Below are 24,173 nucleotides of genomic sequence, written 5' to 3' on the forward strand. Positions count from 1 at the left end.
CTCCCGCGCCGGCTTGGACTCACGCTTACGTGGACTCACAAGGTCCGATGTCATCACTCACAGTGCCCATCCCGCCGGACCTTGGCCCGGCGTGTCGGACCGGAAACACCGATCTTGGAACAGTCCCCGCACGGTGCGCGAGTTCCGGTCTCACGCGAGTCCCGGCCGGAATCACGCGAGATCCGGCCAGGATCACGCGGGATCCGTGCGCGATCACGTGAGTTGCGGCTCCGATCACCCCGAAACCCGAATCCTTTGCCAGTAAGCGTGATCCACGTGGTCGGACACGGTATTGACGTGATTGGCCGCGGAACTCCCGTGATCCGAGCCGGGACTTCCGTGATTGGAGGGGCGACTCGCGTACTGGGGCGGCGGGTTAGGGGGTGGGGCGGCGGAGGAGGTACGTGTCCATGATCCAGCCGTGGCGTTCTCGGGCCTTCGCGCGCGTCTCGCGGATTTCGGTTGCCAGGGCCGGCGTTAGGGGGCCTGAGATGAGGATTTCGTTTGGGGTGCCTACGTACGCGCCCCAATAGATCGTCAGGTCGAGTGATGTGTAGCGGTCGAATGTCGTGTGGGCGTCCAGGAGGACGAAGACGTCGTCGACGTCGGGTGGCCAGCCTGACGCCAAGAGGCGGCCTGTCGTGAGCTGGACCGCTCGGCCGATCTGGTTCATCGTCGTGCGGTGGCGGGCCACCAGCGCGGAGATGCTGCTGATGCCCGGGATCACCTCGTACTCGAACGTCACCCGGCCGCGGGCCAGCACCGTCTCGATCAGCGCGATCGTGCTGTCGTACAGCGACGGGTCGCCCCACACCAGGAAGGCGCCCGTCTGAGACGCGGCCAGTGAGGAGAGGATCACGCTCTCGTAGACCTCGGCGCGGGCCGCGTGCCAGTCGGCCACCGCCGCTCGGTAGTCCGCCGGCTTGCGGTCGCGGGGTGGGTCCGCGACCAGCACCACGCGGTACGGGCGCGTCACGTACCTGTCGAGGATCTGCTCGCGCAGCCGGACCAGGTCGGCCTTCTCCTCGCCCTTGTCCAGCACGAAGAACACGTCGACGCGGTTGAGGCGATCCACCGCCTGCACCGTCAGCTGCTCCGGGTCTCCGGCGCCGATCCCGATCGCGTAGATCTTCCGCATCCCGCGAGTCTGCCGGGGCCGGTGGAACACCCCTACCCCCGATGGGTATAAAGGAGGGAGAACGAAAGGAGCCGTCGATGACCGAAGCGACGTACACCGTCGAGGGCATGACCTGCGGACACTGCGCCACCTCCGTGCGCGAAGAGGTCTCCGAGCTCGCCGGGGTCAACGGCGTCGACGTCGACGCCGAGAGCGGGCGCGTCACCGTGACCAGCGACACCCCGCTGACGACCGACGCCGTCGCGGCCGCGGTCACCGAGGCCGGCTACCGCCTGGTGGCCTGAGCGCCATGACGACTGCGCAGTCCGAACGCGTCGAGCTCGCCATCGGCGGGATGACCTGCGCCTCCTGCGCGTCTCGCGTCGAGCGCAAGCTCAACAAGCTCGGCGGCGTAACGGCGACGGTCAACTACGCCACCGAGAAAGCCCAGGTCAGCTACCCCAGCGGCCTCTCGGTCGGCGAGCTCGTCGGGGTCGTCGAGGCCGCCGGGTACTCGGCCCGAGTACCGGAGGCCGACGCGGCCGACGACTCGACGCCGCTGCGCAAACGTTTGCTGCTCTCCGCCGCGCTCACCGTCCCGGTGCTCGCGCTCGCGATGGTGCCCGCCTGGCAGTTCGACTACTGGCAGTGGGTCTCACTGATCCTCGCCGCCCCGGTCGTGACGTGGGGCGCGTGGCCGTTCCACCGCGCCGCCGCGGTCAACCTGCGGCACGTCACCGCCACCATGGACACCCTGATCTCGCTCGGCGTGCTCGCGTCGGTGACCTGGTCGCTGTACGCGCTCCTGTTCGGCATGGCCGGCGAGATCGGCATGCGCCACGAGTTCACGCTGGTCAGCTCGGGCATGGCCGGCGACAACCTGTACTTCGAGGTGGCCGCCACGGTCACCACGTTCATCCTGGCCGGCCGCTACTTCGAAGCCCGGTCCAAGCGCCGCGCGGGCGCCGCCCTGCGCGCGCTGCTGGACCTCGGCGCGAAGGACGTCACCGTGCTCCGCGACGGCGAAGAGCACCTGCTCCCAGCCGTGGGCCTGCGCGTCGGGGACGTCTTCGTCGCGCGGCCCGGCGAGAAGATCGCCACCGACGGCGTTATCACCGAAGGCCGCTCCGCCGTCGACACCAGCATGCTCACCGGGGAGTCGACGCCGGTCGAGGCCGGTCCGGGGGACGCGGTCACCGGCGCGACCGTGAACGTCGGCGGGCGGCTGCTCGTCCGCGCGACGCGGGTCGGCGCGGACACCCGGCTCGCGCAGCTGGCCCGCTTGGTCGAGGCCGCGCAGACCGGCAAGGCCCAGGCCCAGCGCCTCGCCGACCGGGTGTCGGCGGTGTTCGTGCCGGTGGTCGTCCTCGCGGCGCTCGCCACGCTGGTCGTCTGGCTGGCGACGGGCGGCCGCGCGGATCAAGCGTTCACCGCGGCCGTCGCCGTGCTGATCATCGCCTGCCCGTGCGCGCTCGGCCTCGCGACGCCGACGGCGCTGCTCGTCGGCACCGGCCGAGGCGCGCAGCTGGGCATCGTGATCAAGGGCCCCGAGGTGCTCGAGTCCACCCGCCGCGTCGACACCGTCGTGCTCGACAAGACCGGCACCGTCACCACCGGCCGGATGACGCTGGTCGAGGGGGACGGCGAGGTCCTGCGGCTGGCCGGCGCGGTCGAAGCGGCGTCCGAGCACCCGGTCGCCCGCGCGATCGTGACGGCCGCCCGGGAGCGGTTCGGCCCGCTCCCCGCCGTGACGGGCTTCCGCAGCACCGCCGGGCTCGGCGTCACCGGCGTCGTCGAAGGCAAGCAGGTCAGCGTGGGCCGGGGTTCGTTCGTCGGGGCGGCCGGGACGTCCGGCGTGCACGTGGCCTGGGACGGCGAGGTCCGCGGGACGCTGGCCGTCGCCGACACGATCAAGCCGACGTCCGCCCAGGCCGTCGCCGAGCTGCGCGCGCTCGGGCTGAGGCCGGTGCTGCTGACCGGGGACGACGCCGGCGTGGCCCGGGCGATCGCGGCCGAGGCGGGGATCGACGAGGTCGTCGCCGAGGTGCTGCCCGAGGGCAAGGTCGACGTCGTGAAGCGGCTGCAGGCCGAAGGGCGCGTGGTGGCGATGGTCGGTGATGGCGTCAACGACGCGGCGGCGCTCGCCCAGGCGGACCTGGGGCTGGCCATGGGCACCGGCACCGACGCGGCCATCGAGGCCGGCGACCTGACGCTCGTGCGCGGCGACCTGCGCGCCGCCGGTGACGCGATCCGGCTGGCCCGCCGGACGCTGGCCATCATCAAGGGCAACCTGTTCTGGGCGTTCGCCTACAACGTCGCGGCACTGCCGCTGGCCGCGCTCGGCCTGCTCAACCCGATGATCGCGGGCGCGGCGATGGCGTGCTCCTCGGCCTTCGTGGTCAGCAACAGCCTCCGCCTGCGCCGGTTCCGCTGAGTCACCCCGCCCGATACGTGGGGTGGGTATACTCGGGCGCGGAGGAATGCCGACATACGCGGGGACGGGTGGGCCATGACGGGTTACGGCAACGAGCGAGAGGCCTACCTCAAGCGCCTGCGCCGCATCGAAGGACAGATCCGCGGGTTGCAGCGCATGGTCGAGCAGGACAAGTACTGCATCGACATCCTGACCCAGGTCTCCGCGGCGACGAAGGCCCTGCAGTCGTTCTCGCTGGAGCTGCTCGACGAGCACCTCGCGACCTGCGTGGTCCAGGCCGCCGCGGCCGGCGGCGAGGAAGCCGACCTGAAGGTGCGGGAAGCCTCGGACGCGATCGCGCGGCTCGTGCGCTCCTGACCCGGGCCAAGTGGGGGTCGTGAGTGGTTAGGGCGGTTCTAACCGCCCTGACCACTCACGACGAGCCGCGGCAGATCAGCGGACCAGCACGGCGAGGGTCAGGCCGCCCGCGTTGGTCGTGAAGTGGACGATCACCGACGCCAGTACTCCGTGACCCTTGTGGCGCCACCAGTGCAGGAAGATGCCGGCGACGCCGGCCGCGGCCATCGCCAGGATCTGGAGCACCACCACCGGCGTCGCGCCGAACACCGCGTGGACCGCCGCGTTGCGGCCGATCGCCAGGGCCGGCAGGTAGTGCCAGAGCCCGAACAGCGCCGCCGCGCCTACGATCGGCGGCCAGCGCCAGCGGTCGTCCCGCGCGCCGAGCAGGGCCGGCAGCACGCCGCGGAAGGCGATCTCCTCGATCAGCACCGTGCCGAAGAGGATCCGGCCGCACGTCAGCCAGATCAGCTGGCCGAAGTCGGGGGTGCCGACGCGGCCGTCCTGGTAGACCGTCCGCAGCGCCGGCACGGCCAGCGCGATGCCGAACACCACGGCGACCAGGCCGGCTCCGGCCAGGCCGACCAACACGGACCGCCGGAACGAGCGGAAGCCCAGGTCGGACCACGACAGCCCGGCCGCACGGGCCAGGGCCACCAGGATCACGGCCGCGACCAGCCCGCACACCGGGTACGCCCAGCCGGGCAGCACGCGGTTGGCCAGTGTGGTCGACGCGGCCAGCGTCACGACCGCCGCGACCAGGGCGAACGCTCGGATCAAGGGATGATGTCCCGCGAGACGAGCGCGTCGGTCAGCCGTTCGCGCAGCTCGGCCGCGGTGGCCCGCGGGTCGATCTCAGACGGCGGCGACAGCACCTTCGAGATCACCGTCGACAGGTTCTGGTACGCCGGGGTCAGCGGCCGGACGGCGGCGTCGGACAGCGCGGCCAGGATGTCCGGCGTCATCGGGAATCGGTCCGCCATCGTCGAGCCGGGGTCGGCCGGGTCGAGCGGCGCCGGGTCGACGTAGACCGAGCGGGTCGTCGGGGCCAGGCCGTCCTCGATCGCCTGGTACTTCTGGTTCGCCGGGCTGCGCAGGCACAGCGCCGCGTCGAACGCCTCCGCTTGGTGCGGCGAGTACGTGCTGATCGCCAGGTTGAAGCCGCCGATCGTGACGCGCCCCGGCACCACCAACGGGTACCTGGCCCACTTCACGTGCGCCAGGTCCTGCGGCTTCTCCTTCGCGTAGGACGCGTAGACGTACGGCCAGTTCAGCTCCAGCGCGCGGACGGCGCCGTCGTCCATCAGCACGGACTTGCCGTCGTCGGACAGGATGTTCGCCGGCTTCCCGCCGCCTTCAGGGCCTGGGCCTGCGTCATCATCTCGTCGAACGTCTTCGGCGGTGACGGCGTGAGCCGGTCGTCGTACCAGAGCAGCTGGACGTTCGTGTGCTTCGTCGCCGCGTACAGCTGGCCGTTCCAGCGCGCGGTCGAAAGCGGCCCGGGCAGGACGTCCCGCGTCGCCTCGGCCTCGGCGTCCGCGCTGCGGGGGAGCCAGCGTGATCGTCGTCGAGCGCATGGGCGTCCCCTCACCTCGGCCGGGCGATCACCCGATCATGGGTGCTGCCCGGCCGGGGGACAAGGGGTCACCCGACCGCGTCCGAAAGATCGTCGGCCGGTGAGCGTCGCTGGACGGGCACCCGCTTGGCCATCGGCAAGGTGGCTTCAGGGTCGGATGGCCCCTCGTCGAGGGCGACGGCCGCTTCGGCCAGCAGGTCCCGGCAGCCGAGGAGGCTCGCGTGGAGCTTGTCGCGGACGTCGGTGAGGGCCGCGACCTCGCGTTCCGCGGCCGTGACCAGAGTTTCACCCTTTCGGGTGGCGTCGGTGATCAGCTGCTCGGCCGTGGCCCGGGCCGTGGCGAGCTCGGATTCGCCCGTGGTGACCAGGGTTTCCTTGCGCTGGGTGGCTTCGGCGATCAGCTCGGCGGCCTTCGCCCGGGCCGCGGCGTCCTGCTCGGCCAGCTCGCGCGTGGCTTCGGTGCGGCGGGCCGTGATCGCTCGCGTGTGGTCCTCTTCCTGGCGGGCCCGGCGGTGGGCCGCGGCTTCGTCGAGCTCGCGGCGGCGCTGCTCGGTCGCCCGCAGGAGTTCCTCGTGCTCGACGCGTTGCCGCGCCCGCTCGGCTTCGGCCAAGGCGAGGACTTCGTGTTCCTTCTCGGTGAGCCGGACGGCCTCGAGCTCCGCGTCACGGCGGATCCGTTCGGCGTTTTCCCTTGCCCGTCCGGTGATTTCGGTCGCTTCTTCGCGGGTGAGCTCGATCATCCGGCGTGAGCGCTCCTGCAGCGCGTCCGGCGCGATCGGGGTCCGGCTGATCCGGTCGATCTTGACCCGGAGCTCACGGTTCTCGTCGGCGAACGCGGCCGCGCGCCGGGCCGCGGCGTCGCGTTCGTCGGTGAGTCTGCGGATCTCGGCCTCGGCCCACTCGACGTATTCGACGACCTGCGCGCGGTGAAAACCGCGCCACGCCTGGTCGAATCCGGGCTGCGTGCGCGCCACGTCCTCGCCACCGCCGGGGGCCATGCCTCACCTCCGAATTGGATGGTTTCTCCTCGGCCGCACGTTTTCCTTGTGGTGCCGGGGATTTCCGTGTGCACCCCAGTGTGCCGCAAACCGGCCCCCGCGCGCTGCCCGGGCGGGCGATCATTCGTCGAGCGGTTCCCCGGCGCCGGTGGACGTGCTCCGGACGCCGGGTAATTCGGCCAGTTCGGCGGCGAGGTCGTAAAGATCACCCCGGCCGTCGAGGCGCAGGGTGACGACCGCGATCCGTTGCCCCTCTTCGGAAGTAGACTCGTGGTCGACCTCGACGTGGTGCACGGACCAGCCTCGCCCGGTGCACGTGGCCAGGGCCGCGCGCAGCACACCCTGGCCGTCGACGTAGCTCAAGCGCACCACCGGCGGCTCCTTGCGGTGGCGGGCGACGAACCGCTGCAGCGGAGGCAACCCGCGCGTCACCACGAAGTGCCCGATCGTCGTGCCGACCGCGAGCACCGGCAGCCCGGCGCCGCACGCCGTGCCGACCGCGGCGGTGAGCCAGATCGTCGCGGCCGTGGTCAGCCCGCGGACCGCGTCGCGCCGCACGAAGATCAGCCCGGCGCCGAGGAAGCCGATGCCGGACACGATCTGCGCGGCGATCCGCGACGGGTCGAGCGCGATGCCGCTCGTCGTGAGCAGGTCGGCGAAGCCGTACTTCGACACCAGCATGAACACGGCCGAGCCGACGCCGACCAGGCTGTGCGTCCGCAGGCCGGCGGCCTTCATGCCGGCTTCGCGTTCGAGGCCGACGGCGACGCTGAGCAGCAGCGCGAGCACCACCGGCGGCAGCAGCTGCCACTGCGCCGACGTGGACCACAGAGTGGTCAAGATCACTACCTCCCGAGGTCTTCGGTGCCGGCACGCGGGGAGAACCGCCGGGGCCGTCACCAGGGGATACTGGGTCGAGAGCACCGATCGTGCCAGGGCGGGGTGGAGCGCGTGACAGGGAGTCGGCCGGTTCCGGCCCCGGACTTCATGGGCTACCCGGAGGTGCGGCGCAGCGTCCGCGCGCTGCTGGAGGCGCGGCCCGGCACGCACCTGCGCCCGGTGCCCGCGTGCCGGGAATGGACCGTCACGGACCTGGTCGCCCACGTCGTGGAGATCGCCGAGCGGGTCCTCGGCCAGGGCGGCACCCCGCCGCCCGCGCCGGCCGTCCCGGCCCTGCTCGACCGCTGGGACGACGTCGGCGAGCAGCTCGACCGCCGGCTCGCGGCGGCGGACGGGCGCAGCGGCGAGATCATGGTGATGGACGCGTACACCCACGAGCTGGACCTGCGCGCGGCGCTGGACGTGCCGCCGCCGGCGGAGCACCTGGCGTGGGCGCCGAGCTTCGAGGTGCTGGTCAGGGGCTTTTCCGGCGCGGTGGCGGCCCGTGGCCTCCCGGCGCTGCGGCTGCGCACGACCTGCGGCTCGGAGTGGACGGCCGGGCGGGGCCGGGTGGCCGGGACGCTGACGGCGCCGGCGCACGACCTCTACCGCGCGCTGGCCGGCCGGCGGTCGCCCGCGCAGCTGGCGGCGTTCGAGTGGGCCGGTGACCCGGCGCGGTGGCTCCCGGCTTTCACCTGGGGCCCGTTCGTGCCGCCCGCGTACCCCGGGGTGTAGCCGAACCCGCTGGTCAAAGCGGTTGCCGGCGGGGGGGGGGGCGATGCGCTGTACGAACCTTGAATCTGCCGGTCAGCGGCTCGTCGTTCGCCACGCCGTCGCGTGAGCGGACCGAAAAGACCGCGCACCCGGGGAGGGGCCCGGGTGCGCGGTCTTCGGCTCGGTTCAGGCGGCTTCGGCGGCGGCGCTCGCGACCGCGGTCAGGCGGACCGGGAGGGTGCGGTGGCCGTTCATGATGAACGTCGGCAGCGGGGGCAGCTCCTCGGCGGGGACGGCGAGGGTCAGCGCCGGGAAGCGGTCGAACAGCGCGGACAGGCCGACCTTGGCCACCATCCGGGCGATGCCCGCGCCCAGGCAGTAGTGCGGGCCGTAGCCGAAGGACAGGTGCTCCTTGTCCTCGCGGGCGATGTCGAACGTGCAGCGCGACTCGCCGTGCAGCTCCGGGTCGCGGCCGATCGCGGCGTAGTTGACCAGGATCGGGTCACCCTTCGGGATGACCACGTCGCCCAGGTCGATGTCCTCGACGGCGTAGCGCAGCGGGAGGTTCGCGATGGGCGACTCCAGCCGCAGCACCTCGTCGATGACGGCGTCCCAGTCGGCCTCGCCGGACTTGACCAGCTCGAGCTGCTCGGGGTGGCTGAGCAGCAGGGTGATCGCCTTGTCGAAGAAGTTGATCGTGGTCTCCGAGCCGGCGCCGAGGATGGCGAAGATCGTGTCGGCGAGCTCCTGCTCGGACAGCCGGGAGCCGTCCTCGTCGCGGGCGGCGATCAGGTCGCTGGTGATGTCCGCGCCCGGCTCGATGCGCTTGAGCGCGACCAGGTCGGCGATCGCGGTGCGCCAGCCCACCAGGACCCCCTGCGCCTGCTCCGGGGTGATCGTGGTGTCCAGCATGACGTCGAGGACCTTCGCGGCCGCGACTCGGGCCTCCTCGGACATCCCGATCAGGTCGGCGACCAGCATGCCGGGCAGCGGGTAGGCGAACCGCTCCTTGAGGTCCACCACCTCGCCGGCGGGCGCCGCGGCCAGCGCGTCCAGCAGCACGGTCGCCAGGTTCTCCACGTGCGGGCGGATCTCTTCGGTCCGCCGGGAGGTGAACGCCTTGCCGATCAGCCGGCGCAGCCGGTGGTGGTCGCGGCCGTAGGTGGTGGAGACGTTGTCCATCGCCACCCAGCTGATCAGTTCCCAGTCCGGGCGGAGCTCCCCGTTGGTGAACGCCGGCCAGTGGTTGCGGGCGCTCTTGGTGACGTTCGGGTCGGTCAGCAGCTTCTTGATGACGTCGTGGCTGTTGACCGACCAGACGAGCACGTCGCCGGGCAGCTTCACCTGGACGGCGGAGCCCTGCGTGCGCAACTCGTCGGCCTGGCCGTGGATGTCACGGCCGCTCGGATCCAAGGCGGGACAACGGTTTTCCATGGGTGACTCCCGAATCTGTGCGGACACGACGATGCCGGCGGCGAGCCACTGCCCGCCGATGTCTTACTCCGATCCTGCCGAGGCGAGCCCGGGAGCTCGTCTTCACGGTTGCGGATTCCGTTGTGGCACAAGGCAGTGGCCTGCTCTTTCGGCGCAAACGCCCTTCGCAAGGCGGGAGATGCGGCGTGCGGCGGCGGCATCGGTTTCGCCACCGCGGAAACTGGTCGACGTCGGCGCGAACGTGTCCCGGCAGGACGACCTCGACGAGCCGGCCGGCCGGCATCTTCGCCAACGCCGGCGGCTCGGTCGTGGTCGACGGCACCGTCCTCGTGCGGCACGGCATGGGCCTGGCGACGGCCCGCTCCACGACGAAGGCCGCCGTGACCAACCTGGCCCGCGCGCTCGCCGCCGACCTGGGCCGCGGGCCAGGTCCCGATCGGCAGGCACCCGGCTCGCGGAGAAGTTCGAGTTCCTCGCCGGCCTGCTGGCCAAGGCGCTGGAGATCACCGGCGTCGCCGACTTCCGCGGCGTGCAGGCCCGTCTCGGCGAGGTGCTCACCTGGCGCAACCTACGCCGGCAGCCACGAGAACACCCGGCTGGAGCTGCTGAACGGGCAGATGGCCGACGACCAGCTGGACGGCTACAAGGCCCTCGTCGACCAGTGCCTGTCCGAGTACGACCTGGACGGGTGGCAGGTGCCCGACCTCGCCTCGTTCGACGAGCTGGGCAAGGCGGGCCCCGGGTCATCGGCATGCCCGCGACCGGTGGACGACGTCGGACGGCCCGGCGTGCTTCCGCCGGTCGGGTTCGGTGCGCCGGAGCGAGTGAGCCCCGCGGCGAACGCGCAGAGAGCAGTCCGTTAAGGACGTTCGACGATCCCGGCGACTCGATCACGCACGCTGCGGAGCGGGCGCGACGAGTTTGGGTGTGGCTCGGCATCAGGTCGCAAGACGGAGAAGCCGGGTCAGCCGCCGGGCGGGGTGACCGTCAGGAACGCCGCCAGGGCGAGGACGACCACGCTGAGCAGGACCTCCGTCGTCACCGCCAGGCGGAGGCGGCGCAGGTCCGTGGTGAGCGTCGCCGTGCCGCCCGGCGCGGGGGTCGCCATCCGGTGGACCACGAGGCGGGACCGGCTCGCCACGGCCAGCAGCGCCGCGAAGCCCGCGATCTTCAGCAGCACCAGCACCCCGAACGGGGTGGTCCACAACGACGTCAGCGACGGCATGATCCGCAGCGCCAGCACCGCGCCGCTGAGCGCGATCGCCGTCACCGCGCCCGCCGCCAGGCCGGAGAACCGGGCCGCCACGCGGGCGACGTCCTCGTCATCGGCCGGGTGGTACAGGCACAGCGCCAGCTGGACCAGGCCGCCCGCCCAGATCGCGATCGCGCCGAAGTGCACCAGGTCCGCGGTCACCGAGACGTACATGATCGGGTCGGTCACCGGGTGGCCGGTCGCCGAGAACGTCAGCAGGATGACGAAGCCGGCCACCATCGCCAGGTTCTCGAACCGCGGCCGCAGGCGGTCCGACGGCCCCAGCAGCCGGGCCGTGCACACCGCCAGTGCGCCCACCGCGGCCAGGCGCAGCAGCAGGAGCTTCCCGTACGCGACGCGCAGTGTGTCGGCCAGCAGCGCCGGGTCGAGCACCGCCGCCAGGTCGCGGCCGGCCGCGTACGGGCCCTGCAGCACGAACGCCGCGGCCGCCGTCACGCCGACCAGGCCCGCACCCCAGCGGAGCAGCGCCCGTGCGCGGGCGTCGGTGCGGGCCGCCGGGCGGCAGAGCAGCACGAACGCCAGCCCGCCGAGCAGGACGACGCCCAGGTAGGCCAGCCAGCGGACGAAGGTCGAGACGGTGTCGACCGCCGGGTCCGTGCCGGTGGCCGCCGAGACCGCGCCGGCCGAGGTCACCAGCGGCCCGGTGCCCACGACGAACGCGAACGTGCCGCGCACCGGGTGCGAGTCGGCCGAGACGAACGCGTACTCCACCAGGTAGCTGCCGCCGGGCAGGTCCGGCTTCAACCGCACGGCCATCTGCTCGGCGACGTCGCCGGGCTGGAACACCGGGCCGGTGTCCGCCTGGTTCCCGGACAGGTCCACGACCTTGATCGAACCGGGCTGGATGCCGATGTTCTCCGACAGCGTCACCGAAACCAGGGATGGCGCCGCGCTCAGGCGGGCGCCGTCCCCGGGGGTGGACGAGACGATCTCGACGTGGGCCGAAGCGGGCACGGCGCCGACCACCAGCAGGCCGAGGACCAGGGCCAGCAGGGCCAGCGCGCGTTTCACGACGTGGCGGGCGCGGCGTGCCGCGGCAGGCCGCAGGTGCAGCCGGTCAGCTCGTGCTCCGCGGCCGAAGCCCGCCGGTGCAGCACGATCGCGACGATCATCGGGATGGTGACGATCGTGTTGTAGAACAGGTGCAGCTCCACCCGCGGCACCAGCAGCTGGATGATGCTGGTGGGCACCTTCTGCCCGGCCAGCCGCCAGCCGGACTGGGCCTGGATGAACAGCAGCAGGTGCTCGATGTGGTGCCAGAACTGGATGCCCAGGGCCAGGTTCCACCACTGCCGCGAGCGGCCGGCGAAGCCGTGGCGCAGGACCCACAGGAACACCAGCATCACCAGCGCGTAGCCGTAGTGCAGCCACTCCTGCGAGATCAGCCACGGGAACGGCATGCCCAGCACGCCGCGGGCGCGCGAGGTCGGCCAGCCGAAGCCGTAGATCTGCACGGCCTGCACGATGTGCTCGGCCCAGTGCCCGATGACGATCACCATGAAGACCGCGAGCGCGCGGTTGTGGTAACGGCTGTTGATCGCGGCGAGGAACCCGGCCGGGCGGGTGATTTCGGACGTCGACATGCAGACCCCAGTATCCCGAAGATGACGTTGCGCACGGATCTTAGCTTTCGCCGGAGGGTTATCCGTTCCTCCGGATTGCCCATCTCGTGGCGAAAAGTGCGGCGGTGTGGCGGATTGCGCGGAAGCGCGTCAGTGGACGGCCAGGCCGGTCGAGCGCTCGGGAGCCGGCGGGATGTGGAACAGCCGGGTGAACAGCTCCAGGTGCGCCGGGTCGCCCTCGACGCGGACCTGGCCGCCGGAGAGCGCGTCCTGCGCGGACAGGCTGCCGTTGAGCAGGTCGAGGATCGCCACGCCCTGCGGCTCGATCACCAGGTCGGGGCTGGGCAGCGAGCCGGCGGAGACCTTGAGGGTGCCGTCGTCGACCAGCGCGTGCACGATCATCTCGCCGCCCATGTGGCGCAGCTCGTAGTTGACGTGCACGCCCGCGGCCGCCTCCTCGCGGAAGGTCGTGTAGAGCGAAAGGATCGCGGTGTCCATGCTGAACGCGTCGTCCGGCTTCGGGTAGCCGAGCGAGCGGGCACCCCACAGGCCGAGGTCGAGCACGATGTGGTCGAGCTCGCAGCCGTATTCGGTGAGCTCGTAGACGACGCCGGCGTCCAGCTGCGAGAGCACCCGGCGGCGGATCACACCCGCCTCCTCGAGCTCGTTGAGCCGGGAGGTGAGGATGCTCACCGGGATGCGCGGCAGGGTCTGCTGCAGGTCGGTGAACCGCTTCGGGCCGAGCACGAGGTCACGGACGACGAGCAGCGACCATCGTTCGCCGATGATCTCGAGCGCCCGGGCCAGGCCGCAGAACTGTCCGTAGGTGCGAGCAGAGGTGGGCATACTCGGTTCCTCACTTTTTCGGGTGCCTGGCCGGAGGCCGTCCGATTCGCGCGATGCCGCGGGGTCGGGTTACGGTTCCGGCGACGTGCCGTGCCGCCACGGGTGTCGCTGTCCACGGTGACGGTCCGCGCCGCCCGCGGCCAGTGAGCCACACACCGGCGCCCCCTGTGTTTCCCAGGCCGGGACATGCGTTTTGCACGACTTCTCCATGCATTTCCGCACTGGCCGGGCCCCGGCCTGCAGGAGCAGGATTCGGGTCCTCGTTCAATCCTCCCGACTGCCGGCAGGAGAGCCCCATGCGCACAACAGCGGTGGACGTGCGGGTACCGGACGACGGCGCGCCCGCCGCGGCCACGCCCGCTCCTGCCCCGACCCCGGCGTTCCGGCGGCACCTGCGGGCGGAGGTCCGGGCGGGCAAGGGCGCCTACCTGTTCTCCGAGCGGGGCGTCATCGCGATGCACGGCGCCAAGATCGAATCGCTGGCGGCCCTGCTGGACGGCACGCACGACCTCGACCGGCTGCTGCGCGGCCGGCCGGGTGGCATGGCCCCGGAGGAGGTCGCCGCGCTGCTGACCCAGCTGGTCGACGCCGGCCTGGTGACGTTGCGCAAGGGGACCGGGGGCACCCGGCCGGGCGACGAGCGCGCGCTGGCCTACTGGGACGCCTGCGGCATCGACGCCGACGTCGTCGCCGCGCGGCCGGGCACCGTCGCGTTGATCGCGGTGGGCGACAGCGCCGCCGGCACCGACCCCGGTGCCGTCGAGCGGGCGCTGGCCGACGCCGGGATCGAAGTGCTGCCCGCGGACGCCGGCGTCGCCGACCTGTCCATCGTGCTGTGCGCCGACTACCTCGACCCGCGCCTGGCCGAGATCGACGTCGAACACCGCCGGATCGGGCGGCCCTGGCTGCTCACGCGCCCGTCCGGGGCCCAGGTGTGGATCGGCCCGGTGCTCCAGCCGGGGGAGGCGTGCTGGCACTGCCTGACCCACCGGCTGTGGGGGCACCGGCACGCCGAGGCGTGCGTGCAGGAGGAGCTCGGCCACGACGGCCCGGCGCACCGCCCGGTGTCGGCCCTGCCGTCGCTGACCGCGGCCGCGGCGCACCTGGTCGCGCTGGAGGCGTCCAAGTGGCTGGCCGGCTACCGCCATCCCGGCCAGCAGTGCGTGTGGACGCTGGACACGCTCGACCTGCAGGGCCGGCTGCACGAGCTGCGCCGCCGCCCGCAGTGCCCGGACTGCGGCGACCCGTCGCTGGTGGCCGCGCGCACGGACCGCCCGGTGGTGCTGCAGCCGGCGAAGAAGGCGACCACCGGCGGTGGCGGGCACCGGACGACCACCCCGGCGGAGATGCTGAGCCGGCACCGCCACCTGGTCAGCCCGGTCACCGGGATCATCAAGGAGATCCGGCCGGACCCGGCCGCGCCGTCGTTCGCCAACGCCTACCGCTCCGGGCCCAACGTCGCCCGCGGGGTCACCGGGATGGCCGCGTTGCGCGCCGGGTTGCGCTGCGAGAACGGTGGCAAGGGCGTCAGCCCGCTCGACGCCGAGGTCAGCGCCCTCTGCGAGGCGGCGGAGCGGTTCTCCGGCAACTTCCAGGGCGACGAGCTCCGCATCCGCGGCTCCTACGCGCAGCTGGGCGCGGAAGCCGTACACCCCAACGAATGCATGCTCTTCGACGACCGGCAGTACCGCGACCGCGCGGCCTGGAACCGCGCCCACGCGGAGTTCCAGGGGGTCCCCGCACCGTTCGACCCGGCGGCCGAGGTCGACTGGACGCCGGTGTGGTCGCTCACCGGGCAGCGCCGCCTGCTGCCGACGTCCTACCTGTACTACGGCCTCCCGCGGGAGCACGCGACGCCCGGGGTGCGCGCGGACTCGAACGGCGCCGCGGCGGGCAGCAGCCTGGAGGACGCGATCCTGCAGGGCGCGCTGGAGCTCGTCGAACGCGACGCGGTGGCGCTGTGGTGGTACAACCGCACGCCGGTGCCGGGCGTCGACCTCGCGTCCTTCGGCGACCCGTGGCTGGAGGAGATGTCGGCCGGCTACGCGACGCTCGGCCGGGAGCTGTGGGTCCTCGACGTGACGTCCGATCTCGGGATCCCGGTGGCCGTCGCGCTTTCGCGGCGGACCGACGGCCCGCACGAGGACATCATGATGGGCTTCGGCGCCCACCTCGACCCGCGGATCGCGGTGCGCCGGGCGGTGACCGAGCTCAACCAGATGCTGCCCGTCGTGCAGGCCGCGGGCCACGACGTCGACGACCCGGACGCGCGGCGCTGGCTCGCGTACGCCACCGTCGCGAACCAGCCCTACCTGCGGCCCGCGGCCGGGCAGCGGATGCGGACCGCGGCCGACTTCCCGTACGTCAACCGGTCCGACGTCCGCGACGACGTCGAGGCGCTGGCCCGGCTGCTCGGTCAAGCGGGTCTCGAGCTGCTCGTGCTCGATCAGACCCGGCCGGACGTCGGGATCCCGGTGGTCAAGGTGCTCGTCCCGGGCCTGCGCCCGTTCTGGGCCCGGTTCGCGCCCGGCCGGCTCTTCGACGTCCCGGTCCGGCTCGGCCGGCTCGACGCGCCGACGCCGTACGAGGGCCTCAACCCGTTCCCGATGTTTCTCTAAGAGCCCCGCGGGAGGCTCTGTGCTCGTTGTTCCGCCCGAGGAGATACCTTGCTTGCAGACGGCCTGGAGGGCAGTCCGGAGACCGTCCGGCTGTGGTCCCTGAGCGAAGACACCCTGCTGGAAGCGGGGGAGGACGACACGCTCGTCGCGATCACGTGGTGGGGCGAGTACGAGCTGGCGAGCATTCCCGAGGCGGTCCGCGAGTCGCTGAGCCGGCTGCTGCTCGGCCCGGTGTCGATGGCCAACCTGGCTTCCTCGGCGCGCGGTGGTGCCGAAACCTGGGCCGGCACGCTGCGCCGGGTGCTCAACCGGCTGGCCGGCTCGGTCGTGCACTCGCTCGCGCTCAACGACGGCCGCGGTCCGCTGTTGTCGGCCATCCCGGTCACCCAGTTCCCGGTCTTCCAGGCCGAGCCGGTGCCGCCCGGCCGGCTGGTCAAGCTCTCCCGGTTCTCGGCGATGCGCCCGGACGGCGGCGGGCTGCTGCTCGAGTCCCCCCGCGCCCGGTACCGGGTCGCGTTACTGCGGCCGCCGGCGATGCTCGTGGTCTCGTCGCTGGCCGGTCCGGTCACCGTCGCGCAGGTCGCGGAGACCACCGGGCTGGCCGAGCCGGTCGTGGCCGACATCGTGGCGTTCCTGGTGGCCGCGGGGGTGGCGCTGCTGGCCGACGACTGGGCGCGGTTCACCGAGGACACCGACGGTGACCTGGCCGTCTGGTCGCCCGGCGACCTGCTGTTCCACGCCCGGAGCCGGACCTGGCAGAAGGGCGGCCCGACGGACCCGGGGGCGCACCGCGAAGGCGCCGAGCCGCCGGTGGTCAAGCAGACCGCGGCCGGCTCGACCTTCCCGCTGCACCGCCCCAGCCCGGCGATGCTCCAGGCCAACGACCCGACCCTGAGCGCGCTGCTGGAAGACGACCACACCTGCCCCGAGATGACCGAGCGCTCGTTGTCCGCCGAGCAGATCGGGGAGCTCCTCTTCCGCGCTGCGCGGGTGCGCTCGGTCGGCCCGGCGTACCTGCCCGGCGGCCCGGCCCACGAGGCCTCCCAGCGGCCCTACTTCAGCGTCGCCTGCCTGTACGAGCTCGAGATCTACGTCGCGGTCAACCGCTGCGTGGGCCTGGCGCGGGGGATCTACCACTACGACCCGCTGTGGCACACCCTGACGTTGACCAACGACGACGCCGGCGGCCTGGACGGCCTGCTCGACCTGGCCATGGTCGGGGCCGGCAGCCACCGCCGGCCGCCGGTGCTGCTGACGATGACCGCGCGGATGTCGCGGATCGCCTGGGTGCTGGGCAACGCCGCGTACGCGACGACGCTGCTGCACGTCGGTGCCCTGCAGCAGGTCCTCTACCTGACCGCGAAGGCGATGGGGCTGGCCGCGCACGCCGTGCCGGTCGACGCCGGGGACCGGGTCGACCGCGCGCTGAAGCTGGAGTGGCCGGCCGAGGTGAGCGTCGGCGAGTGCGTCCTGGATTTCCCGCCGTCGCGGTGACCTCCCGTTTTCCCGGACTTCCCTGTTACCTTGGAGTCTCCGGGATCCAGGGGGTATCTGGGAGGGCTCGTGGTTCGGCCGGTACTGATTCGCGGGACGCCGCTCCAGGGGCCGGCCGCCGAGCAGCCTCCCGCGTTCGAGGACGAGCGGTCCGAGACCCGGACACTCGTGTTCGCCGCACAGGTGGCGGCCGCGATCGGGGTGGCGTCGCTGGCGTCCCTTCCTGTGCTGACCGGCACCCAGCCCGGTCTCGTCCGGCTGGCCGCGCCGGTCTGCGCCGCGGTGCTGGCGGTGGGGTACCTGGTCGGTTTCGGCCGCGGCCGGGTCCGGCGGCCGGTCCTGGTGCTGCTCCTGCAGGCGGTGGTCGGCTTGATGCCGTTCGGTGCGTCGTGGAGCGTGGCCGGCGGGTTCTTCGCCGGGAGCGTGCTGCTGACGTTCCGGCCGGTCCTCGCGGTGCCCGGCGCGTTGCTGGCGTGCGCCGGGGCGGCGGTGGTCCCGGCGTTGCCGGGTGGTTCGGTCGCCGCCGGCCTGGCGGGCGCGGCGGCCGCCGGGGTCGCCACGCTCGCCCTGTTCGGGCTGGGCACGGCCGCGCGGCTGGTGGCCGAACGGGGCGAGCAGGTGCGCGAGCTGAAGCGCCAGGCCATCGCCGAGGAACGCAAGCGGTTCTCCCGCGACCTGCACGACCTGCTCGGGATGAGCCTTTCGGCGATCACCCTCAAGGGTGAACTTGTCGATCGGCTAGTGCTCGGCAGGCCGGGTCAGGCCAAGGAGGAGCTCGGCGAGCTGCTGGTGATGTCGCGGCGCGCGCTGGCCGACGTTCGCACGATCGCCGCGGGTTACCGCGACCTGTCGATCGAGGACGAGTGCCGGGCGGCGGCGGCGGTGCTGAGCGCGGCCGGCACCCGCGTGACCATGGCCCGCTCCGGGATCGGCGACCTGCCGCCGCAGGTCGCCACCGTGCTGGCGATGGTGCTGCGCGAAGGGGTGACGAACGTGCTGCGCCACAGCAGCGCGAGCTGGTGCGCGTTCTCCGTCAGCACCGAAGACGGGACGGCCTGGCTGGAGATCGTCAACGACGGCGCGGCCGACGCCGCCTGCGGCAGCCTGGACTCCGGTGCCGGGCTGCGCAACCTCCGCGACCGCGTGCAGGCGCTCGACGGCGCGCTGACGACGGAAACGGGCGCGGACGGCACCCACCGGCTGCTCGCCGCGATCCCGGTGCGCTCCGGCCCGCAGCAGCTCGCTCGTCGTCGACGGGCCAGCTGAGGGCCGCGCGGCCCTGGTGACGCGGGACGGGTCAGAGCCACTCGGCTTCGGTCGCGATGCGGATGGCGTGCACCCGGTTGCGGGCGTTGAGCTTGGTCACCACGGCGGCGAGGTAGTTGCGCACCGTGCCCGCCGAGAGATACAGCTCGGCGGCGATGTCGGCGACCGTGCGGCCCTTCGCGGCGAGGGACAGGATCTCGAGCTCGCGCGGGGTGAGCGGGCAGTCGTCGGTCTCCCAGGCCGCCAGCGCGAGCTCGCTGTCGATGAACCGGCGTCCTATCGCGACCGAACGGACGGCGTTGGCCAGCTTGTCCGACGGGGCGTCCTTCAGGAGGAAGCCGTTCACCTTGGCGTCCAGCGCCCGGCGCACCGTGCCGGGCCGGCCGAGGCTGGTGAGGATCAGCGTGTGGCAGTCGGGCAGGCTCTCGTGGATTTCGATCGCCGCGGACAACCCGTCCTTGCCCGGCAGGTCGATGTCGATCACCGCGACGTCGGGCAATGCCGCTTTCGCGGCGGGCAGGATCTGGTCGCCCGAGGACACCTCGGCCACCACTTCGATGTCGGACTCCAGGTTCAGAAGGGCGACCAGGGCGCCGCGAACCATGTGCATGTCCTCGGCCAGCAACACCTTGATCACGCCGGTACCTCGCCCCCCAGTTCAGCGACTCCGTGTGGTGATTGTACGTCATTCGTCCTCGGTGCCGGTGTTTCGCGGACGCCCGCTCGAGCGTCCGGGTGAGAACGTCCGGAATTCCGTGGTTTCCGCCGGAGCGGACCCGCGACGCGCGAGACCCGCCGTCCGCTGAGTACGGACGGCGGGTTCACGGCCGGAAAGCGCGCGTTCAGCTCGCGATCGGGCGGGACATCGCGGGCTGGCGCAGGTCCGGCAGCGCCAGCAGCACGGGCGGGTCGAAACCGTCCCGCGGCCGCAGCCGGACGTCCCCCAGGCTCGCGGTGACGCCGCGGTGGATGGTCAGCGGTCCGGTCAGCCCGGTGAACGGCCGCAGCGCGGTGTCGTCGGGCGCTGTCGTGCCGTAGGCGTGGGACAGCACGAACCACGAGCCCAGCGGCACGTTCGTCAGTGCATACGGCCCGGGTCGCGGCAGGATGACGTGCCGGGCCGGCGCGCCTTCGGTGATCCGGGCGGCGAAGAGCCCGATGAACACCGGCCCCACCGCCGCCGGCGAGGGCACCCGCAGCTGGCCCCGGATGGTCGCCTCCGAGCCGGGCTGGGCCTGCCGGTCGGACAGCCGCGGCGCCGTGCCGTGCAGCTGGCGGTAGCCGGACGGCGAGACGCCCACGCTGCCGCTGAACCGCGCGCTGAACGTGCCGACGCTGTTGTAGCCGACCTGGTGGCTGATGTCCGCCACCGAGGTGTCGGTGGTCGCGAGCAGCCGTTTCGCCTCGGCCAGCCGCAAGGCGGACAGGAAGCGGCCCGGCGAGAGCCCGGTGACCCGGAGGAACACCCGGGTGAAATGGAATTTGCTGAATACGGCCGCACGGGCCAGGTCGTCTATCGTGAGCCGTTCGTCCAAGTGGTTGCGCATGGTCACGATGGCGCGAGCCACAGCTTGCCGGACGATCTCATCCATCGCGGGCCGTCCTTCCGACGTGGGAGTCGCCCTCCGGGCCTTCCAGACGAAGGCATCCGCTGCGGGCACTTGATTCGACCAAAACTGTAGATCTGCGGCCGTCTACTTCTTAAGTGCTCTGTGCACCGGTGCGCATGGGTTTCGCCGGTGGTCGACATGCGTTTCGCACATCCGGGTCCGGCGGCCGCCGAACCGGGTAGTCCGACCATGACGAGATGTGCGTTCTGCACGCTCCGTAGCGGCGGGCCGTGACCGGCCGGACGCGGATGGTGACGAAAGGCCCCGGATCGCTCCCGCGTCGATGGTTTGTTAGCCCATTCGGAGTCCCTCCCGAGCCGCGCGGAGCATGTGTAAGCCACAACGGCCCGGTGACACCGGCACTGGTTGTCGACGCATCCCTGAGCGACGATTTGTGGCACGTGGAGAATTCATCTTCGTCACTGGGGAGAACAACAATGACTGCACATGTTTCCGCCGACGTTCGCGCGCTTTTCTCGGATATGGGCATCGAGTTCGACAAGACGGCCACCGACCTGGTGATCGAACAGTTCGGACAGTGGCAGGAGGCCACCTCGGGCGGCCCGGCTCGCACCTGTTTCTGCCGGGCGGACGTCCTGGAAGCCGCCTGAGCTTCGTTTCCGCAGTTCCGCACCCGGCCCGTCGCTTGTGGACCGTCGCACAGTCCACAAGCGGGGCAAGCCGGAAAATTTCCCACCAGGCTCGTTCGAGCCTCCGGCACCGGTCACCACAGGTAGCTGTCCGGTTGCGGATAGATCTTCTCCTCGAGTCGTCCCGGTGGGTGCCCGGACATTTCGCGATGCCGGCGCCAGTGGTGCCCGAATGGTGCAACCGATTCCCCGGGCAGAATGTTTAACTGGGGTTCTGGGGAATCGTGAGTGCGGAGGCATCCGTGATCAGAGTGCTCGTCGCAGAGGACATGCACATCGTGCGTGGGGCGCTGGTCGCCCTGCTGCAGCTGGAGCCCGACATCGACGTGGTCGCGGAGGTCGCGTCGGGGCTCGACATCGTGCCCATGGCCCGTGCGAAAGAGGCGCAGGTGGCGGTCATCGACATCGACCTGCCGGGCATGGACGGGCTCACCGCCGCCGGTGAGCTGCACGAACAGGTCCCGGACTGCCGGACGGTCATCCTCACCAGCCTCGGCAGACCCGGGACGCTGCGCCGGGCGCTGGACGCCAAGGTGGGGGGCTTCCTGCTCAAGGACGCGCCCCCGGACAAGCTGGCCAACGCCGTGCGGGGGGTCCTCGCCGGCCGGCGCATGGTCGACGGCGACCTGGCGCTGGCGGCCTGGGACTCGGTGGACTGCCCGCTCACCGCCCGGGAGCTGGACGTCCTGCGGATGACCGCGCAGGGCTTCGGGACGGTCGAGGTGGCCGCCCGGCTGTACTTGTCCGCCGGGACCGTCCGCAACTACCTCACGACGGTCGTCGCGAAGCTCAACGCCCGCAACCGCGTGGACGCGATCCGCATCGCCGAGGAGTCCGGCTGGCTGTGACCGCGGAAAGGTCTGGACCGGTTGGTTCGGACCGCATGGTCCAGACCGGGTGGTTCAGACCGGGACGACGGCCCGCAGCCGGAACCGGCCGTCCGGCTCGATCCCGGCGGTGAGCTTGCCGCCGAGGTCGGCGACCCGGTGGGAGAGGTTGCCGATCCCGCTGCCCGGGGACGCGTCGGCGGGCACGGCGACCGTGCCCGCGAGCCGCGGTGCGGGCACCTCGGCCGCCGCCGGCTCTTCCGGGCGGGTGGCGGGGACGCGGGCGGCGTCCCGCTGGACGCCGTCGTTGACAATGTCGAGGCAGATCCCGTTGCCAGTGCGGCGCATCGCGATCTCGCAGCTTTCCACCTTGCTGTGGCGCAGCACGTTCGTGATGCCTTCGCGCAGGACGACGGCCAGTACCGTGCGCACCGGCGTGGGCAATTCGTCTTCGAGCATCTCCATGCGCACCTTGACGTCCGCGGCCACCAGTACGGACTTCGCGGTGCGGGATTCACTGTCGAGGGACAGCTCGCGGTACCCGCTGGCCACCGACCGGACGTCGGAGAGCGCCTGGCGGGTCAGGCCGAGGACTTCCGTCAGCTCCTCTTCGGCCCGGCCGCGATCCAGCGGCAGCACCCGGGCGGTCAGCTCGCTCTTCAGCGCGATCGCGGACAGGCTCATGCCGAGCAGGTCGTGCAGGTCGCGGGCGAAGCGCAGGCGTTCCTCGGCGAGGGCCATCTCGGCCAGGCGCCGCCGGGTGCTGTCCAGCTCGGTGACCAGCCGGACCAGCCACAGCAGCCCGAACACGGCCAGCCCGGTCATCACGGTCGCGGCGGTGTAGAACACCGTGGAGGTGATGTCGGCGCCCGAGATCCGCTGGATCTCCGCGTAAGCGGCGATGTTCAGCGCGAAGAACGCCCAGCCCAGCACCGGCGGCAGGACCAGCAGCGCGCTGCCGATCAGCAGCCCGGGCAGGCTGACCCAGTCCTGCCCCAGCGGCAGCAGCGGGAGGTAGATCAGGCAGGCCTGGACGAAGAGCATCCCGTAGCTCTGCGCCGAGCGCAGCTGGGTCGTCGGGCGGTTGAAGTAGGAGAACTGCAGGGCGAGCAGCGCCGCGATCGAGCCGACGACCAGGGCCAGGTCCCACGGCCGGTCGGTCAGCTGGAGCTCGTGCACGGTCGCGCCGAAGGCCATCATCGCCATGGTGAGCGGCAGCAGCGCGCGGATCCGCTTCGACTCGATCCGCGCCCGCTGCTCGGCCTCGTGCTCGGCGGGGGCGCCCTGGCGGCCGGGCACGGGCAGCTCGACGCGCAGCCGGAACCGGCCGTCCGCGTCGATCTTCGCGCTCGCCGTGCCGCCGAGCGCGGCGAACTCCGCGGGCAGGTTGGTCAGCCTGCTGTCCGGGGCGAGCGCCGGGGCGTCCGCCGTCATGCCGTCGTTGACGATCTCCAGGGTGACTTTGCCGTCCTGGTGCCGGACGTCGATCTCGCAGTGTTCGACATCGCTGTAGCGCAGGACGTTCGTGACCCCTTCGCGGAGCACCTTGGCCAGCAGCGTGCGCGTCTGCACCGGCAGGTCGCCCTGGTCGAGGTGGATCCGGACGGCGATCTCGGAGCCCGACAGCAGCGATTCGGCCGTCCGGGACTCCTTTTCCAGCGACAGCTCGCGATAGCCGTGGGAGATCGCGCGGACGTCGGACAGGGTGCGCTGGGCGGTGGCGGTGATATCGGCGAGCTCGGTCTTCGCGCGGTCCACCGACTTCCGCATCAGCCGGTGCGCGAGCTCGCCCTTGAGCGCGATCGCCGACAGGCTCATGCCGAGCAGGTCGTGCAGGTCGCGGGCGAAGGCCAGCCGCTGCTCCGCGACCGCGCGCTGGGCCAGTTCGGTGCGGGCCTCGTGGAGGTTGTGCACCATGCGCGCGAGCCGGGTCAGCAAGTAGAAGACCAGGCTGTAGAACACCGAGCCGGCTGCGTTGTACACGATGCTCAGCGGCGAGGCGTCGAAGAACCAGTAGATCCCGACGACGCTGAAGAACACCGCGGTCAGTGCCGGCCCGGCGTACCGCGCCGGCAGGGCGAGCAGCACCGCCCCGCCGACGAAGACGGGCATGTCGGCCCACAGCAGCCCGAAGGTCAGGAGGGGGACGTAGGCCAGCACGACCATCACGGCGACCAGGATCAGGCTGGTGGCGGAGTCGTGCCGGACGGCCGGGCGGCTGAACCAGAGCAGCTGGATGGCCAGCAGCCCGCCGATGCCCAGCAGCGCGTAGGCGCCGCGCAGGAAGCCGACCGGCCCCGGCAGCAGCAGCAGGTTGACCAACCCGATCACGCTGAAACCGGCGACGACGGCGACGACGATGGCCGAGGCCAGGTAGGCGGCCAGCCGGGGCCGCCGGTCCGCCGCGGTCGTACCGCGGGGCTCGGCGGTCACCGAAAGTTCGGCGGCAGACTCGGGTGCGGTGACCGGAGACAATCAGGTGCCCCCTCCGGGATCGGCGCGGCGTCGAGCCGGCCGGGACGCCCGGTCTGGGCGCTGC

Annotated in this window: 20 protein-coding genes and 2 pseudogenes; 10 read left to right on the forward strand and 12 right to left on the reverse strand. The window is 72.0% G+C overall.

All coding sequences use genetic code 11. The features are described 5' to 3' along the window. Positions 1–376: 376 nt before the first annotated feature. Positions 377–1,138: a precorrin-6A synthase (deacetylating) gene (cobF, locus tag ACLJQZ_RS31840; protein WP_410623541.1), complete on the reverse strand. Its 762-nt coding sequence runs from the start codon at positions 1,136–1,138 to the stop codon at positions 377–379. Between the two features lie 77 nt (positions 1,139–1,215). Between cobF and ACLJQZ_RS31845 the strand changes: the two genes are divergently transcribed. From ACLJQZ_RS31845 to ACLJQZ_RS31855, 3 genes are all read left to right on the forward strand, one after another. Further along, on the forward strand, positions 1,216–1,422 hold the full coding sequence (locus tag ACLJQZ_RS31845) for a heavy-metal-associated domain-containing protein (RefSeq protein ID WP_410623542.1): 207 nt from the start codon (positions 1,216–1,218) through the stop codon (positions 1,420–1,422). A 5-nt stretch (positions 1,423–1,427) separates the two neighbouring features. Continuing rightward, positions 1,428–3,551, forward strand: a complete 2,124-nt coding sequence (locus ACLJQZ_RS31850; RefSeq protein WP_410623543.1) for a heavy metal translocating P-type ATPase — start codon at positions 1,428–1,430, stop codon at positions 3,549–3,551. Between the two features lie 75 nt (positions 3,552–3,626). Further along, positions 3,627–3,908, forward strand: coding sequence for a metal-sensitive transcriptional regulator (locus ACLJQZ_RS31855; protein ID WP_247055614.1), 282 nt, complete (start codon positions 3,627–3,629; stop codon positions 3,906–3,908). A gap of 75 nt (positions 3,909–3,983) precedes the next feature. On the opposite strand, the gene ACLJQZ_RS31860 is transcribed toward ACLJQZ_RS31855, so the two are convergent. The 4 genes and pseudogenes from ACLJQZ_RS31860 to ACLJQZ_RS31875 all read right to left on the reverse strand — a co-directional run bounded on the left by ACLJQZ_RS31860 (position 3,984) and on the right by ACLJQZ_RS31875 (position 7,301). Beyond that, complete coding sequence (locus ACLJQZ_RS31860; protein ID WP_410623544.1) at positions 3,984–4,667, reverse strand: CPBP family intramembrane glutamic endopeptidase; 684 nt, start codon at positions 4,665–4,667, stop codon at positions 3,984–3,986. Next, positions 4,664–5,430, reverse strand: a pseudogene (locus ACLJQZ_RS31865) (ABC transporter substrate-binding protein); the annotation flags it as partial. The gene ACLJQZ_RS31860 and the pseudogene ACLJQZ_RS31865, both read right to left, overlap by 4 nt. A gap of 101 nt (positions 5,431–5,531) precedes the next feature. Then, complete coding sequence (locus tag ACLJQZ_RS31870) at positions 5,532–6,461, reverse strand: M protein (RefSeq protein ID WP_410623545.1); 930 nt, start codon at positions 6,459–6,461, stop codon at positions 5,532–5,534. Positions 6,462–6,581: 120 nt separating this feature from the next. After that, a complete protein-coding gene (locus ACLJQZ_RS31875; protein WP_410623546.1) occupies positions 6,582–7,301 on the reverse strand; it encodes an MgtC/SapB family protein in 720 nt (239 codons plus the stop codon). Positions 7,302–7,412: 111 nt separating this feature from the next. Here ACLJQZ_RS31875 and ACLJQZ_RS31880 point away from each other — a divergent pair, with 111 nt between their 5' ends. Then, entirely contained in the window at positions 7,413–8,075 is a 663-nt protein-coding gene (locus ACLJQZ_RS31880) for a maleylpyruvate isomerase N-terminal domain-containing protein (protein ID WP_410623547.1), read from the forward strand. A 165-nt stretch (positions 8,076–8,240) separates the two neighbouring features. On the opposite strand, the gene ACLJQZ_RS31885 is transcribed toward ACLJQZ_RS31880, so the two are convergent. Then, entirely contained in the window at positions 8,241–9,488 is a 1,248-nt protein-coding gene (locus ACLJQZ_RS31885; protein ID WP_410623548.1) for a cytochrome P450 family protein, read from the reverse strand. 178 nt (positions 9,489–9,666) lie between these two features. On the opposite strand from ACLJQZ_RS31885, the pseudogene ACLJQZ_RS31890 reads away from it, so the two are divergent. Further along, a pseudogene (locus ACLJQZ_RS31890) lies at positions 9,667–9,999 on the forward strand (hypothetical protein); the annotation flags it as partial. A gap of 453 nt (positions 10,000–10,452) precedes the next feature. On the opposite strand, the gene ACLJQZ_RS31895 reads toward ACLJQZ_RS31890, so the two are convergent. From ACLJQZ_RS31895 to ACLJQZ_RS31905, 3 genes are all read right to left on the reverse strand, one after another. Then, positions 10,453–11,772, reverse strand: coding sequence for a copper resistance CopC/CopD family protein (locus tag ACLJQZ_RS31895; protein ID WP_410623549.1), 1,320 nt, complete (start codon positions 11,770–11,772; stop codon positions 10,453–10,455). Continuing rightward, positions 11,769–12,344 carry a hypothetical protein gene (locus tag ACLJQZ_RS31900; protein WP_410623550.1) on the reverse strand — a complete coding sequence of 192 codons (576 nt, stop codon included), beginning with the start codon at positions 12,342–12,344 and terminating at the stop codon, positions 11,769–11,771. Before ACLJQZ_RS31900 ends, ACLJQZ_RS31895 begins: the two co-directional genes overlap by 4 nt. A 129-nt stretch (positions 12,345–12,473) precedes the next feature. Further along, positions 12,474–13,169 (reverse strand): winged helix-turn-helix transcriptional regulator, encoded by a 696-nt coding sequence (locus ACLJQZ_RS31905; RefSeq protein ID WP_410623551.1) that lies wholly within the window; start codon positions 13,167–13,169, stop codon positions 12,474–12,476. A gap of 296 nt (positions 13,170–13,465) precedes the next feature. Here ACLJQZ_RS31905 and ACLJQZ_RS31910 point away from each other — a divergent pair, with 296 nt between their 5' ends. The 3 genes from ACLJQZ_RS31910 (at position 13,466) to ACLJQZ_RS31920 (ending at position 18,547) form a co-directional block, all read left to right on the forward strand. Further along, the gene (locus tag ACLJQZ_RS31910) at positions 13,466–15,787 is read left to right on the forward strand and encodes a TOMM precursor leader peptide-binding protein (RefSeq protein WP_410623552.1); all 2,322 of its coding nucleotides are present in this window, start codon (positions 13,466–13,468) and stop codon (positions 15,785–15,787) included. Between the two features lie 48 nt (positions 15,788–15,835). Continuing rightward, positions 15,836–17,281 (forward strand): SagB/ThcOx family dehydrogenase, encoded by a 1,446-nt coding sequence (locus ACLJQZ_RS31915; RefSeq protein WP_410623553.1) that lies wholly within the window; start codon positions 15,836–15,838, stop codon positions 17,279–17,281. 69 nt (positions 17,282–17,350) lie between these two features. Continuing rightward, positions 17,351–18,547: a sensor histidine kinase gene (locus ACLJQZ_RS31920; protein WP_410623554.1), complete on the forward strand. Its 1,197-nt coding sequence runs from the start codon at positions 17,351–17,353 to the stop codon at positions 18,545–18,547. 31 nt (positions 18,548–18,578) lie between these two features. Here the strand turns inward: ACLJQZ_RS31920 and ACLJQZ_RS31925 are convergent, their stop codons facing one another. Both ACLJQZ_RS31925 and ACLJQZ_RS31930 read right to left on the reverse strand, forming a co-directional pair. Beyond that, entirely contained in the window at positions 18,579–19,184 is a 606-nt protein-coding gene (locus ACLJQZ_RS31925) for a DNA-binding response regulator (RefSeq protein ID WP_410623555.1), read from the reverse strand. A gap of 205 nt (positions 19,185–19,389) precedes the next feature. Beyond that, a complete protein-coding gene (locus ACLJQZ_RS31930) occupies positions 19,390–20,139 on the reverse strand; it encodes a helix-turn-helix domain-containing protein (RefSeq protein ID WP_410623556.1) in 750 nt (249 codons plus the stop codon). A 368-nt stretch (positions 20,140–20,507) separates the two neighbouring features. On the opposite strand from ACLJQZ_RS31930, the gene ACLJQZ_RS31935 reads away from it, so the two are divergent. Together ACLJQZ_RS31935 and ACLJQZ_RS31940 are read left to right on the forward strand one after the other, a co-directional pair. Continuing rightward, on the forward strand, positions 20,508–20,768 hold the full coding sequence (locus ACLJQZ_RS31935) for a hypothetical protein (protein ID WP_410623557.1): 261 nt from the start codon (positions 20,508–20,510) through the stop codon (positions 20,766–20,768). Between the two features lie 281 nt (positions 20,769–21,049). Next, positions 21,050–21,655, forward strand: a complete 606-nt coding sequence (locus ACLJQZ_RS31940) for a DNA-binding response regulator (protein WP_410623558.1) — start codon at positions 21,050–21,052, stop codon at positions 21,653–21,655. Between the two features lie 54 nt (positions 21,656–21,709). On the opposite strand, the gene ACLJQZ_RS31945 is transcribed toward ACLJQZ_RS31940, so the two are convergent. Beyond that, the gene (locus tag ACLJQZ_RS31945) at positions 21,710–24,067 is read right to left on the reverse strand and encodes a sensor histidine kinase (protein WP_410623559.1); all 2,358 of its coding nucleotides are present in this window, start codon (positions 24,065–24,067) and stop codon (positions 21,710–21,712) included. Between the last annotated feature and the right edge of the window lie 106 nt (positions 24,068–24,173).

The sequence above is a fragment of the Amycolatopsis sp. cmx-8-4 genome, from assembly GCF_046548675.1.
Taxonomy (GTDB): Bacteria; Actinomycetota; Actinomycetes; order Mycobacteriales; family Pseudonocardiaceae; genus Amycolatopsis.